Source organism: Arthrobacter sp. B2a2-09 (assembly GCF_027587375.1).
Taxonomy (GTDB): Bacteria; Actinomycetota; Actinomycetes; order Actinomycetales; family Micrococcaceae; genus Arthrobacter.
In genome coordinates this window covers 52,498-66,412 of record NZ_JAMXIC010000001.1, presented here as the reverse complement: position 1 = coordinate 66,412, position 13,915 = coordinate 52,498, and the positions used below count along the sequence as shown (strand labels likewise).

The 13,915-nt window shown below is 64.1% G+C and carries 12 protein-coding genes and 1 pseudogene; 7 read left to right on the top strand and 6 right to left on the bottom strand.

Annotated features, from left to right (window positions below; translation table 11 throughout):
• Positions 1–178: 178 nt before the first annotated feature.
• On the top strand, positions 179–802 hold the full coding sequence (locus NFJ07_RS00290; RefSeq protein WP_269991658.1) for a dihydrofolate reductase family protein: 624 nt from the start codon (positions 179–181) through the stop codon (positions 800–802).
• Positions 803–852: 50 nt separating this feature from the next.
• Here the strand turns inward: NFJ07_RS00290 and NFJ07_RS00285 are convergent, their stop codons facing one another.
• Positions 853–1,932 (bottom strand): amidohydrolase family protein, encoded by a 1,080-nt coding sequence (locus NFJ07_RS00285; protein WP_269991656.1) that lies wholly within the window; start codon positions 1,930–1,932, stop codon positions 853–855.
• A gap of 328 nt (positions 1,933–2,260) precedes the next feature.
• Between NFJ07_RS00285 and NFJ07_RS00280 the strand changes: the two genes are divergently transcribed.
• Complete coding sequence (locus NFJ07_RS00280; protein WP_269991655.1) at positions 2,261–3,661, top strand: APC family permease; 1,401 nt, start codon at positions 2,261–2,263, stop codon at positions 3,659–3,661.
• Between the two features lie 342 nt (positions 3,662–4,003).
• Here NFJ07_RS00280 and NFJ07_RS00275 read toward each other — a convergent pair whose 3' ends face one another.
• The 3 genes from NFJ07_RS00275 to NFJ07_RS00265 all read right to left on the bottom strand — a co-directional run bounded on the left by NFJ07_RS00275 (position 4,004) and on the right by NFJ07_RS00265 (position 6,366).
• On the bottom strand, positions 4,004–4,570 hold the full coding sequence (locus NFJ07_RS00275) for a DUF6036 family nucleotidyltransferase (protein ID WP_333482025.1): 567 nt from the start codon (positions 4,568–4,570) through the stop codon (positions 4,004–4,006).
• On the bottom strand, positions 4,530–5,066 hold the full coding sequence (locus NFJ07_RS00270) for a hypothetical protein (RefSeq protein ID WP_269991653.1): 537 nt from the start codon (positions 5,064–5,066) through the stop codon (positions 4,530–4,532). Before NFJ07_RS00270 ends, NFJ07_RS00275 begins: the two co-directional genes overlap by 41 nt.
• Before the next feature lie 361 nt (positions 5,067–5,427).
• Positions 5,428–6,366, bottom strand: a complete 939-nt coding sequence (locus NFJ07_RS00265) for a zinc-binding dehydrogenase (protein ID WP_269991652.1) — start codon at positions 6,364–6,366, stop codon at positions 5,428–5,430.
• 764 nt (positions 6,367–7,130) lie between these two features.
• On the opposite strand from NFJ07_RS00265, the gene NFJ07_RS00260 reads away from it, so the two are divergent.
• On the top strand, positions 7,131–8,264 hold the full coding sequence (locus tag NFJ07_RS00260) for an ABC transporter substrate-binding protein (RefSeq protein ID WP_269991651.1): 1,134 nt from the start codon (positions 7,131–7,133) through the stop codon (positions 8,262–8,264).
• 125 nt (positions 8,265–8,389) lie between these two features.
• Here the strand turns inward: NFJ07_RS00260 and NFJ07_RS00255 are convergent, their stop codons facing one another.
• Both NFJ07_RS00255 and NFJ07_RS00250 read right to left on the bottom strand, forming a co-directional pair.
• Positions 8,390–9,580 carry a Fic family protein gene (locus NFJ07_RS00255; RefSeq protein ID WP_269991650.1) on the bottom strand — a complete coding sequence of 397 codons (1,191 nt, stop codon included), beginning with the start codon at positions 9,578–9,580 and terminating at the stop codon, positions 8,390–8,392.
• Between the two features lie 109 nt (positions 9,581–9,689).
• A complete protein-coding gene (locus NFJ07_RS00250; RefSeq protein ID WP_269991649.1) occupies positions 9,690–10,628 on the bottom strand; it encodes a 5'-3' exonuclease in 939 nt (312 codons plus the stop codon).
• 255 nt (positions 10,629–10,883) lie between these two features.
• On the opposite strand from NFJ07_RS00250, the gene NFJ07_RS00245 reads away from it, so the two are divergent.
• From NFJ07_RS00245 to NFJ07_RS00235, 4 genes and pseudogenes are all read left to right on the top strand, one after another.
• Positions 10,884–11,363, top strand: a complete 480-nt coding sequence (locus tag NFJ07_RS00245) for a hypothetical protein (RefSeq protein WP_269991648.1) — start codon at positions 10,884–10,886, stop codon at positions 11,361–11,363.
• Positions 11,364–11,366: 3 nt separating this feature from the next.
• Positions 11,367–11,654, top strand: a pseudogene (locus tag NFJ07_RS25985) (HIT family protein); the annotation flags it as partial.
• Between the two features lie 182 nt (positions 11,655–11,836).
• The gene (locus tag NFJ07_RS00240; RefSeq protein ID WP_269991647.1) at positions 11,837–12,928 is read left to right on the top strand and encodes a hypothetical protein; all 1,092 of its coding nucleotides are present in this window, start codon (positions 11,837–11,839) and stop codon (positions 12,926–12,928) included.
• Positions 12,929–12,982: 54 nt separating this feature from the next.
• Positions 12,983–13,831: a DUF427 domain-containing protein gene (locus tag NFJ07_RS00235; RefSeq protein ID WP_269991646.1), complete on the top strand. Its 849-nt coding sequence runs from the start codon at positions 12,983–12,985 to the stop codon at positions 13,829–13,831.
• Positions 13,832–13,915 lie beyond the last annotated feature (84 nt).

Below are 13,915 nucleotides of genomic sequence, written 5' to 3'. Positions count from 1 at the left end.
CGGGTCCATGGAGTTGCTTTCCCAAGCTCGGCCGCGGGGCGGGCGCCCGCCTGTGATGAAGTCAATCCGGGGCGCGGGTCGAGGCCTTGATACCGGTTGCTCTGAAGGGGGAAGGTGTGGCAGCCTCGAAGTGATCCCGTCGCCGGGGCGACGGCGGGCGACAGAGAAAGAGCACGGCATGGGACTCATCCATATTGACCTGTTCACCACGCTCGACGGCGTCGCGCAGGCGCCCGGCGGCCCGGACGAGGACGCTGGCGGCGGTTTCGCGTTTGGCGGCTGGCAGGCGCCTCTCTTTGACGAACTCGTCGGCGAGCAGGTCGAAATCGGGATGGCGGGGATGGACGCGCTTCTGCTTGGGCGCCGGACCTACGACATTTTCGCCGCGTACTGGCCGCACGCTGACGGGGACATCGCGCGGCTGTTCAACCGCCTCCCGAAATACGTGGTCTCGCGCCAGACGCCGACCCTCGAGTGGGCCGACTCCACACTGCTCGGTCCTGATGTCGTCGCTGCCGTGCGCGAACTGCGCGAGCGGCACGCGAACATCCACGTCATCGGCAGTCTCGACTTCGTGCAGACCCTGTTCGCCGAGCGACTCTTCGACCGGCTCACGCTCTGGGTGTATCCGATCCTCCTCGGCGGTGGAAAGAAGGTCTTCGCCGACGGCGTGGTTCCGACGAACCTCAGACTCATCGAGCCGGTCGTCGCCTCACCGAAGGGTGCGGTGCTGCAGCGCTACGCACTTGCCGACGGGACGCCTGGCGTCGGCGATATGTCGGCCGGCGGCCAGGAGGGTTAGGGCGAGTTTGCCGTGCCAAGATGGCCAGTGACCGCCACCGCTTGAGGGTTTCAGAACGACACCGGAGTGCCATTGCGCACGACGCGCAGCGGAGCCGGACGGTTGACCACCAGCTCCGGCGCGGAGGCCGCGGCAAATTCCACCCGGTGTGCCGAGCCCGCTCCGGAGAAGCCGAGCACCTCCGGGACACCCACCAGCTCAGCCCCGCCCACCGTGGCGATGCGCAAGCAGTGTTCCAGCTCAGCATCCGTCAGGGCGCCCGTTCGGTAACCGAGCAGGTGCATGCGGTCGACCATACTGCCGGTGCCAAACGGTGTCCAGGAGTCCCGGACACCATCTGAGCCCAAGGCAACCCGGACCCCGTGGTTTTCCAGGAGGCCCAGGACCGGGACCGGGTCCGCGCCCAGCGCGCAAGTGGTCATCCACATACCGGCGACCGCCATCGCATCCAGTGTCACGGACAGGTCCGGCTCCGAAGGGTCACACAGGGCGAAGGCGTGCCCAATGGTCACACGGCTCTGGAGGCCTTCGGCGATGGTCCTCCTGGCGATTTCGCGGATCTGCGCCAGGGCGTCGGGGCCCGTGTCATGAAGGTGAATATCCAGGTCGCGTCCGTATTTTCCGGCCAGCCCGAACACCGCATCCAGATGGCCTCCGAGGTCCCCGTCCAGGGACTGGGGGTCAATGCCGCCCACCAGATCCGCACCCTCACTGAGGGAGGCCTCCATGAGGTCCAAGGTACCGGGGTTGCTCAGCATCCCGAACTGCGGGAATGCCACGATCTGGACCTTGAGGTAGGGCGCCAGCCGTTCAGCGGCAGCACGGACGCCGTGGATATTCGCCAGCCCGATCTGCGTGCCGACGTCCACGTGCGCCCTCATGGCCATGGTGCCGTTTTCCACGGCATTCCTCATGAGGGCGAAGGCCCGGTCTTCCACACCGTCCGCAAAACCGAGCTGGGCCTGAAGGTCGTTGGATATGAGGTCTGCCAGGCGAGGGGCGGGCCTGCGGGAAAGCCAGGAGGAGCCCCACGTGGTCTTGTCCGGGTGGATATGGCCGTCCACGAACCCGGGTGTGGCCAAAACTCCTGCGGCATCGTCTCCGGCAACAGATGTAGCTGGCGTGATCATCTGGTTCCTTTGCTTGCATCGGTCCTTGCGCCGGGCGGGCGCAGCAGAGGGTTCAGCATGCCGAATGCGACCGGGTACGCATCATGGTATACCAAATAGCAATCACCCTAGTGCGCGAGTTTTCGGATCCCCAGTTTCTGACGCCTCGAATTCCTGACTATCTAGACGATCTAGCCAAGCCAAAGACTGGGAACTCGTTGCGCCTGAAAAGCTCTCTCAAGAGATATGGCATACCAAACATGGACATTGACGGCGAACCGCCCTACTCTTATGAACGTCATTCATTTATTGTGACCCATCTCTCATGGCCACCGCGAAGGAGCACCCAATGTCCAATACCCCCGCCGCCGGCGGCCAGCCCCCCAGCTTGAAGAGGACCCTCGGCCTACCGTCACTCATCGCCTTCGGGCTGACCTCCATGGGCATCCTTTCCGTGGTTTCCGTCTACGGATCAGGCACCCAGATCAGCGACGGACACCTGCCCGCGGCGTACGTGCTCGCCGTCGTCGCCATGCTCTTCACCGCACACAGTTACGGGCGCATGGCGCGCTACGTTCCAGTCACGGGCGGTGCCTACGCGTACACAGGGAGGGCTTTCGGCGCCCCGGTGGGCTTCTTTGTTGGTTGGGCCATGATGCTGGACTACCTGTTCCTGCCCATGGTGAACTTCCTGATCTTCGGACTGTACTTCAACAGCCTGTTCACGAGCGTTCCACCACAACTAGCCGTTCTGGGATGCCTCGTGGTGGTGGGGCTCTTCAGCGTCATCGGCGTGACCTGGGTGAAGAAGATGAACTTCGTGGTGGTGATTGCTTCTGTGCTGGTCATCCTAGCCTTCCTGGTTCTGGCAGTGGCCAATGCCCCGCAGCTGAGCTTGGAAAGCGTAGTCCGACCATTGACTCCGGGAAATGGCGGATTCGCGCCCCTGATGGCTGCGGCTGCCATCGTGGCGTTTGCCTTCCTCGGGTTTGACGGCGTGTCCACTCTGTCCGAGGAGGCACGCAACCCGAAACGGGACGTGCCCCGCGGCATTGTCTATGCCACCCTTTTCGCCGGCGTGGGCTATGTCCTCTTCTCCGTGGCGGGCAGCCTGATCGTGCCCGACTGGCACAGCCTCGGGAACCTTGATGCGGCCGGTACGGAACTCATGCAGAAGGCTGGCGGCGATGTACTGATGGTGGTGTTCGTGCTGGTGAACCTCACTGGGTTGGTCCTCTGCGGCACGGCCGCACAGATGAGCGTCAGCCGGGTGATCTTCGCCATGGGCCGTGACCGCATCCTGCCAGGTATCTTTGCCAGCCTGCACCCTCGCTTCCGGACACCCTTCATCGCAGCTCTGGTAGTCTCCGCGTTTTCCCTCGTGGCCCTCTTCATCACCCTGGACCAGGCCGTGTACATGATCAACTTCGGCGCCCTGCTCGCCTTTGCCATGGTCAACCTGGCCACCATCAAGGTGTTGTTCTTCGATCTCCGAAAACGCGGAAAGACCGGCGTGCTGCGCCACCTTGTCATGCCCGTGATCGGTTTCGCCTTCATCGCCTGGCTGTGGACCTCACTGGCCTGGTTCACCTACGCGCTTGGCGGCGTCTGGATGCTCATCGGCTTGGTGGTCTTCCTGCTCCGCCGGAAGAAATCACAGGGAGCACTGGCCCTGGACTTTGCGGAACGTGAGGCTTCCGAAGTTGCCCGCGTGGACATTGAACAGCAACTCACGACCACACCAGGCTGATAATTCCGGACCGCGACGCCGTGCCCTGGGGAGCGACGACATTGCTTTTCTGACAGATTTCGAAGAACGCAGAGCGGCTGCCGCCCCCATTTTGAGGAGGAGCGGCAGTCGCTCTGTGTTCGGGTACAACGGCATTCGAATTGATATCAGGCCAACTCGTTCCGGACCCATCCGTTCGCGGCACAAATGCCGACTCGAATTCAGTCACGGCTGCACTCCCCGCCGAACTTCTCATGGGCCGACTTGCAGGAGCTCGCATTACCTTGCAAGAACCGTGGCAATCGGCTGGGATGAAACAGCGCGGTGCTCAGTCGCAGGCGGCCGTCGGGGATACGGAAGGCGTCAGCGGCCGACGGAACTCCGCACACATGCCAGTGCCCGGTCCCGGCGGATGTCGTCATTGCGGATAGTTTCGAGCCGGCTGGCTATCGTGTCCGCATCGACCAGCCCATGTTCAAGAAGGGCTTTGACGAAAATGCGGTCCTTGATCCTGCCGGCGATAAGCTTGGCGGCACATAGATCGTGCGGTTCCAGACACAGGCCGGTCCGGCCATTGGTGTTGGCGTTATTGACCTTCACAAGCCTGTCGACCCAGCCCTCCGAAAGCACCGCGGTGTCCATGCCAACGCCCTGGACATAAAACCCGTGCGTTTCATGGAACTGGGACATCTCACCGAAGCCTGTCGCAGTCGCCAGCGACTGAGCATCGTCATCTTCCATCAGAGCGACGTCAACTTCCTCGGACATCGTCGCCTCGATCGGCAACTCGTCCTCCGTGAAGGACCCCAGGATCGCCTGGCTGCCGATAATCACTACGATGTCATGCCGGATGATTTCCGTCGCAGCCCGAATGGCATGCTCAAGTTGCCTACGCTCCAGCCTTGTGAATAGCCAAAAGCCTTTCCTCATCAGTCAGCACTCCGGCGAATGGTGTCATCTGGCGCAGGTCAATGGACCGCTCATCCGGGCGGAGCATGACCTCAACAAGGTCATCTACCGGTCCGGCGATCAACGCCGACCACTCGCTCACCCAACCCTCGGCAAAGGCGCCACGGGACTTTGCCGCAAGACGGCCGAGGTTCACCCCCGCCTTGCTCAGAACAGTCTGAGGATCGACACGCAACTTCTCGGCAACGGCCCGGTGCAACTCATACGACACCCGCTCCTCCCGCCGTTCAAACGCCGGACGGCTGGCCCGGGCCTTCTCCAACAGGCGCTGACTCACCGAAGGACTGACAGCCGTGGCCCGGGCGATACTCCGAACCGTCATGCCCTCGACCCACAAAGAGTAGACAGCTTCCGCACGACTGTCCGACGCCGCGACCATTTCCCGCCTTGCCTTATTGGCGGCCTGGCCAGCAATTTTTACCTTCTGGATGAGCTCATCCGTCAACGGGGTTGACATGGTTGTATCCTACCCGGGTACAAGCGATTCCCAAAGCCTGCGACGCTGTCTTTACGGAGCCATCGCCCATTTTCAAGGTGCCATGACACCGCGTGGATTTGGCCGTGAAATTAACACCCCGGAAGGCAGGAACGCTTCATTTCCGCACAGGTACCGGCCCCACTTGTCTTCAACGCTTCCAAGTCCGAATATCGCCTTGGACCCACTGTTGGGTCTGGTCTTTCCTTCGGTATACCGAATGATTGGGGAGTCAGCATGGGTGCGATTCGGATGGTTTCTTGCGCTTTGCCGGATCCGTGCTCGACCCCTAAGCCCATGTGGTGGTGCGAGTGACCCTGCTCGTGCTGGTCTGCCTACTGTGTCAGTCGCGGACGGCCACCAGGCGGCCCACAACCTCGCCTCGCTCGAGTCTCTTCACGCCTTCGCCGATCTCGTCGAAGGAGACTTTCGTGATGTTGACCTTGAGTTTGCCCTCGCTGATGAGCTTCAACACCGCCGCGCAGTCCTCCTGGGTCCCGGCCTGGGACCCAACCAGGGTCAGGCGGGAGAGTGTCAGACGCTGGAGGTTCAGGGTGCCCTCGGGGCGGCCCAGCCCGACCTGGACAACCTTGCCGTCGGGACGCACCGTCTCGATGGCCCCGGCCGTCGTCGTGCCGAAGCCGGCATAGTCAATGATGACGTCAAGGTCCTTGTCGGCGAATTCGCGGATATCCTTGGCTACGGCGGCGGCCCCGAGCTCCCTGCCCAGGTCCCAGACTTTTTCGTTGATCTCTGCGGCGTAGACCTCCGCGCCGGCACCGACACAGATCTGCACGGCCAGGGAACCGAGGCCGCCGACGCCGATGATGCCGACCTTGTCGCCGGCCTTCACACCGCCGACCGTCATCGCCGCGTGGTACGCCGTCATTCCCGCGTCGGTCGCCGCGGCGGCTTGGTCGAAGGGGACCCCGTCCGGCACCGGAATGACGAACTTGGCCGGGGTGAGGACCTTCTCAGCGAATCCGCCGTCCATGCTGGTCCCTGGGGTCGGGATGTCGCAGGGTATGGCAACCCGCTGACCCACCGCGAAGCCGCTGACATCGGGGCCGACGGCTGAAACGATTCCCGCGATCTCATGGCCAAGGGTGATCGGCCGCTTCGGCAGCAGCCCGGACAACGTCCCGTCGAGGAACCCGACGTCGCTGTGGCAAATACCCGCGCCTTTGACATCCAGCACGAGTTCGCCCGGACCGGGGACCGGCGCGGGGACATCGTGCAGCTCCAGCGGATGGTTTTCGGTAACGAACTGCCAAGCCTTCATGGTCGCTTCTTTCGACTAGACCCCCGTGGGCTCAGGCTAACCCCAATTCCAGGACATCCCCAAGGGGTCGCGCACAACCACTTCAGGAGCACGCCGCCTACACGGCAAGTCGAGGATAGGCGTCAACCCCAAGACCGTAATTGCCGGCGCGCCAAGGCCGAGCCGAGCAGCCCGATGTCAGGGTGTTACGACGCCAGATCGCCCGCGAGCGTGTCGATGGCGCGCGCTCTTGGGTCCGTCTCTGTTGTTGTCACTTCGGTCTTTTTCTTCCCGGGTGACAGCGTTCTCCGGAAGTTCTCCGAAGCATTTACGCCGTCATCTCAGGGCCTGGAATTCCGGCCTCAAAATGACCGGTGGAATTTTCTCCCTAAAAGACTATTTGGCTAGCCGCGATCTGCCACCCCGCAAAGACAAGCAATTACACATTTGTAGGTTTGGAGTAATTGGATTTCTCGATTCATCAAATTGGGTAACCAACCGAAATTTTGAGCGATTCTCGGGATGGGCAGGACACTCTCCGCCCTGCGGACCGGGAGATGAAGGTTTTAGTCGTCTCACGACGCTGTGCGTCGGCAAATTAACCTCAGCGTCGCCCGATTACTGCCGGTGTCACGCCCCGTTGTCCCCACGCAGCGGACGTCCGTAATCTCAATCCATCCACGGCGTCCGAAGTGGCCCCGTAGATCATCCCCTTCACCCCCAACAACTCTCCGTTCCCAGGCCTGGAGCAAAGTGCAGGCCCCCACCCCTGAAGGAATACTTCCGTGTCATCAACTCATGACAACTCGACCACGCGCATCGTCGCCGGCGAGAGCACCAAACCCAAGCGCCGCCGCACGCTCGAGATCGGCATCGCCGTCGGACTCGTCCTGCTGATCGGTGCCGGCGCCGCCGTCGCATCGGTGGTCGCGAAGAACAACGAAACCCAGGCCGCAGCGGCAACGTCGCCTGCCACGGAGCTCAAGCTGGGCTACTTCGGCAACGTCACCCACGCCCCCGCACTGGTCGGGGTCAGCAAGGGCCTCATCGCGAAGGAACTGGGCAGCACCAAGCTCACCACCCAGATCTTCAACGCCGGACCTGCAGCCATCGAGGCCCTGAACGCCGGAGCGATCGACGCCGCCTACCTTGGCCCGAACCCGGCCATCAACTCCTTCGTCCAGAGCAAGGGCGCCTCCATCAACATCATCGCCGGCGCAGCCTCCGGCGGAGCCCAGCTGGTGGTCAAGCCCGGCATCAACACCGCCGCGGACCTCAAGGGCAAGACCCTCGCGTCACCGCAGCTCGGCGGCACCCAGGACGTGGCGCTGCGCGCCTGGCTGGGCAAGCAGGGCCTGAAGACCAACCCGAACGGCGGGGGCGATGTCGCCATCAACCCGACCGACAACGCCCAGACCCTCAAGCTCTTCCAGGACGGAAAGCTCGACGGCGCCTGGCTGCCCGAACCCTGGGCCTCACGTCTGGTGCTCCAGGCCGGCGGCAAGGTCCTCGTGGACGAAAAGGACCTCTGGGACAAGGGTGCGTTCCCCACCACCATCCTGATCGTGAGCAAGAAGTTTGCCGCAGACCACCCGCAGACGGTGACGGCCCTGCTCAAGGGCCACGAAGCCTCCGTCAACTGGCTCAACACCGCGTCGGCCGCAGACAAGGCCACCGCCATCAACGCCGCGTTGAAGGCGACCGCCGGCAGCACGCTTCCGGCCGACGTGATCGACCGTTCCCTGAAGAACATCACCTTCACCGTGGACCCGCTCGCCGGAACCTACAAGAAACTCCTCCAGGACGGCGTGGACGCCGGGATCACGAAACCGGCCGACATCAACGGCATCTTCGACCTCCGCGCCCTCAACAGCGTGACCGGGCAGAAGACCTCGGCCGCAGGACTGGGCCAAGACTGAACCGCCAAGGCCCAACTGACTCGCAGTTGTTGTCGTTTTGAAGGCTCATAACGACAACAACTGCCAGCTACTTGGGTGCACAGTGCATGAAGTCCGATGGGCGGATGCCAGTCCTGACACCTTTGTCAGACGCCCGTTTGCCAAGTCGCAAGGCGCCTGTTGAGCCTGTCGACCTCGTCCAATACCTCGGTGGCGGCCCAGGCGCGGTTCCGCTGAGAGGCGGTGATTTGGGTGATGACCCCTGCTTTCGTGAGCCGTTCCAGCGCGCCATAGACCGACCTTTCCTCGACGCCGGCGACGTGGGCAGCGCTGTGAGCCTCAAAGACGGGCCGTTCCAGAAGCCAAGGAATGATCTTCTCGTCGGCAGAGCCTTTTCTCGGCTTGGCCAGCTCCACCCATGCGGCCGGTAGCGCGTCCAGGGCAGTGACGGATTCGCGTGCAGCGTCCGATGCGTGGAGCGCTGCCTTGGCCAGGTACAAGACGAACGGGTCGGCTTCGCCCGTCCGGTAGTTGTTCACCAGGGCAAAGTACTTTTCCACGTCGGCAACCATGGCTGAAGCGATGGGCGTGACCGTGTTCTTTGTCAGACCCCGACGACGGGATATGGCGCCAATCAGGGCCCGGCCAATGCGGCCATTGCCGTCCGTGAAGGGGTGGATGGATTCGAACTGGGCATGGGCGATGGCCGCCTGGGCCATGATGGGGACGTCACGGCGGTTGCAGAAGGCCACCAGGTCTTCCATGAGCTCAGTCACCAGCTCCGGTGGTGGCGGGACATGGATTGCGCCACGCGGCGAGAAGTCACTGCCGCCGATCCAGTTCTGCACATCCCGGAACTTCCCGGCATAAGACGAATCCACCGGATCATCCTTCATGAGCGTTTGATGCGCGGTAAGCATCGCCTCAAGACGGATCTCGCCACTCTCGCCCGCGTCGGCGATCATGCCCTGGACAGCGTCGGCTGCGGCGACCATGGACTTGGCGTTGTCGCTTGCTTTGAGACCGATCATCGCTTTGGCGTAATCGTTCCGGTTGGCGTCCACCTGCTCGATTTTGGATGAGGACACCGCCTCACTACGGAGCAGGAACCCGCTGATAGCGGCCATGCGCATACCGGCAGTCACATCCAGGGAAGCGACAGCGACGGCGGCCTCCTCGAGGGCGACCATCGTTTCGCGCCCCGGATCAAACCAGCAGTCGGCAACCAAAGGCGGCAGGGAGACTAAACCCTCGGTGAATTCCCTGTCTTCCCGCGGCGCTCGCCCCTGGGTTTTCCAAGGCACAAGCTTGCTGCCATGGACGGGCCAATCGGGCATCTCATCCTCCGGAAGTCTGAACAAGGAATATCTTGTTCAGAGTTTATCTGTCAAATCTGAATAACGTCGGAGTTGTTCATGGTTTCTTAGCCGCGCAGGGCTGATGTCCTCACCGGCGGAGTTCGAGAGCGTCGAGGAATCGTTTCACCGAGCCGCCGAGGTTCCAGTCGGTAGCGAGACGCTCGAGTTCAATGCGCGAGTCTCCGACGACCGGGCGCAGCAGCGCCCCCGACTCTTCGACGGTGGGCAGTGCGAGGTTGCGCACGACTTTCACAACAACGGGCGCAACCGCCAGATAATCGGCGGAAGCGGCGAGTTTCGACCTCACAGGCCCCGACAGCCCGCTGCCCGGATCCGCCGCGGCCGCGAGCAACCGGTCGAGCGTGCCGTACTCCGCGAGCAACGACGCAGCCGTCTTTTCGCCGATCCCGGCCACGCCCGGCAGCCCGTCCGAGGCGTCCCCGCGCAACGTCGCGAAATCGGCGTACTGCTCGGGCAACACACGATACTTGCCCACGACGACGGCATCGGTCACGATCTCGAGGTTCTTCATACCTCTCGCCGTGTAGATGACCCGCACCTGGCGGGCGTCGTCGACCACCTGGAACAGATCGCGGTCGCCCGTCACGACGTCGACAGGAAGCTCCGCGTGGCTGGCGTAGGTGCCGATGACGTCGTCGGCCTCATGTCCGGCAGCCCCGACGACGGCGATGCCCGCGAGGCCGAGCACCCGCCGGATCATCGGAACCTGCACCTGCAGCGCGTCCGGCACCACTTCGACGTCGGGAGCGCCCGCCACCGCCTCCGCCACCCGATGCGACTTGTACGTCGGGATGAGGTCCACCCGCCACTGCGGACGCCAGTCCTCGTCCCAGCACGCCACCAGATGCGTCGCCCCATAGTCGGTGGCGAGCCGCGCGATCATGTCCAGCAGGCCGCGAACGGCGTTCACCGGCGTGCCATCGGCGCGGCGGATCGAATCGGGTACCCCGAAGAAGGCGCGAAAGTACAGCGAGGCCGTATCGAGGAGCATCAGACGGTGAGGCATAACCGATCCTTACATCCACACACCCTGATCCGGTGATCCGCCCCGCCACCCACGCTATCCGCGTGTGTGCCCGGGTTCTGCGAAGTTGCACCCCGGCGTGGCCGACCACCGTGCCGGGCGACACAGCGAGGACAGTCGCATGTCCTTACCTCTCCGACCTGCCGTAACGACGACCCCTCACCGCAGGATGCCACAGGGACCTACCATGACTCTGATGAGGGGGCCGCGATGCGTCGCTTCGGTTCGGTAGGTCGCGTGTTTTCGGTACTTTTCGTGCTCGCCGTCGGGACGCCCCTGTTCCCGTCCTGCGGCTCCCCCGGCGTCTGCCGGGCTGTCGGATACGGCTCGTCGGTGACCTTGCACATCACCCCTGAGCGCGCGGCGACCCTTGCCACGCTCGGCATCGAGATGTGCCAGGACGGCACGTGCCACAGCTTCTCCATCAACGCCTTGACACCGCTTACACCCGGCCCCATTCCCCTGCCGACCTCGCCTGGCGCGCCCCAAGCAGTGCCCTTGCGCATGGCGGACGGAAGCATCGACATTCGTATCGAGGCTGGCATCAACGACGACCCTTTGGATCTCACGACATCGGGCACCAACACCTCTGGCTGGTCGATCGGCATGAGCCACGCGAGGCTCAAGCCCACAACCACCTACCCGGAAGGCCGCGACTGCGGCGGGCCGACGACGGCGGTGGCCACTCTCGACGGACTCGGCCTCCGAGCCGGCTAGCCTTTGGGGACCGCTCGTCGCAGGCCTCGGGACGCGCGGTCAGGGTCAGCGTCGGGCGACTCCGAGAGCGTCCCCTGTTTGGATGACACGATCGGCACTGTTTCCCCGTTCTTGAGCATTCCCGAAGATACCTGGCTTGCCGAAAACGCACTGGCCTTTGCGTCCTACGATGCGAATCCGACGTCGCCTGGGCATACTTTGATCGTGCCCAAGCGCGCGGTCCCCTCATGGTTTGACGCGCCCACCGACGAGCAGGCAAAGACCCTGTTACTCCAGCGCAGCGTCAAGCGAGAATTTGACGGGCGAGGAGCGGCGGAGATCCGGCCGGGCGGGTTTGTCGAAGCGCGTCAGTTGCCGCGTCAACGGGGCGAACCCGTTAGCCGGGACGGGTGCAACGGCGCCGCTCTGCCAGGGGTCGCCAGCGGAGGGGATTGCCTCTCGCCGCCGAAGGCGGCGGGACCTACTGTGGAGCTATGGACGCTTCAGCAGCTCACGTCTTCGCGCTTCCGCCGGCATCGGTTCATCGCCCCACCACAGCGGTTGAAGACGTCATCACCCTCGCGGCCGGCGTCTGGCTTCTCACCGGAACCTATGTTGACGGCTGGGCGCACAACAACCTCCGCGACCTCGAGACGTTCTTCACTCCGTGGCACGCGATCCTTTACTCGGGCTTCGCGGCCTGCGCCCTCTGGATCGCCGCCCTTACCTGGCGCCGGCACGCCCCCGGCACGCGGTGGACCGAAGCGATCCCCGCCGGCTATGGGGCCGCGGCAGCCGGAGTCATCCTCTTCCTCGTCTCCGGGGCGGCCGACTTCGCCTGGCACTCGGTGTTCGGCATTGAACAGGGCCTCAAGGCGTTGTTCAGCCCGTCCCATTTGGGTCTTGCCACCGGCGGCTTCCTCATCCTCGCCGCACCGTTCTCCGCAGCATGGCACTCACCCGAACGGACATGGCCACGGCTGATACCCGCCGTCGTGAGCGCAATGCTCTCAGGCATGGTCGCGGCGTTCATCCTGCAGGAGTTCGCGGTCTTCGCCCGCCACGGGCTCATCCAGACCTACGCCGGCGCTGCCGGGACGCAGCCCGCGGTGACGCTTCCGACGTCGTCGTCCGTCATGGTCTCTTTGGCATCGTTCCTCGTCTCAACGGCCGTGCTCTTCGTGCCCGTCCTCTTGCTGTCCCTGCGCTGGCGCCTGCACCCCGCGGTGCCCGCGGCCATGGCACTGCTCCCCTCCATTGCCCTGCAGACCATGGTCGCACTGAGGGACGCCTGGCTCGTGCCGGCGGCCCTTGCCGGTGCCGTCCTCGTTGGAGTGCTGTGGGCCGTTGTGCGACCCACCCCGGACCGTCACGCACGACTCATGACCGCGATAGGCCTCTCCCCCGTCGTGTTCTGGGCCGCGTACTTCGCCGGTGTGGCGCTCCACGACCGGGCGCTGAGCTTCTCCCCTGAAATCTGGGGTGGGACGCTCGCCTGGACCGGACTCGAAATGCTCGCCCTCGCCGCGCTCACCCTCAAAGTGCGAGCCACAGCAGGCAGCGTCCCAGGTTCATCAGATAGCTGAGTTATCCCTCACGAGGACATTGACGCCGTACGGCCCCGCGCTCACGCTTGAAGCATGGCCACCAAACTCTCCGGAGTGATCCTCGGGACGTTCCCGGAGCTGCGCTACGAACCCACCGCCAAGCGGATCCGCGCGACCCTGGGCGGGAACACCGTCGTCGACACCTTGCACGCGTGGCTGGTCTGGGAACCGAAGCGCATTACCCCGATATTTGCGGTACCGGAGGCAGAACTGCTGGCAGAGCTCACACCGGGCGGCCCTGCGGCCGACGTCCCGGAGCTCGGCGTCAGGCTGTCCGCAGGCTCACCCACGTCGCTGGATCCGCGCACCGGGTTCGGCCGGCACACCACCCCCGGCGAACAGCTCGACGTTGTGACGCGAACGACGACGGCGCCCGGGGCGGCGTTCCGCCCGGACGACCCCGACCTGGCCGGGTATGTCGTGTTGGACTTCGCCGCCTTTCAATGGAGGGAAGACGACGAGGAGATTATCGGCCACCCCCGCGACCCCTTCCACCGTGTGGACATCCGGGCCTCATCCCTGACCGTGGAGGTCTCCCTCGACGGCGTCACGCTCGCCAGAACGAACGGCGCGCAACTCCTGTACGAGACATTGCTTCCCGTCCGCTACTACATCCCGCCCGGGGACGTGCGGCTGGACCTCATGGAGGAGAGCCCCAAGAGGACCGTGTGCCCGTACAAGGGGGAAGCGAGCTACTGGACGTACCCCGGCACCGAGGACGGCAGGAATGTCGCCTGGAGCTATGACAGGCGTTTCCGCGACGCCGCCCAGATCCACGGCCTCGTGAGCTTCTTCAATGAAAGGGTGGACCTGAGGGTCGACGGCGTCTTGCAGGGCCGGCCGGTGACGCCCTGGTCACGGCCGCAGGACCGCCGGGAGTGAAGGACCGGAAGATGCACTTCCGGGGTGGCCTCCCTGCGGCCGCGCCACCAGCGCAGGAACATCACGTCCCCGAGGATTGCGCGC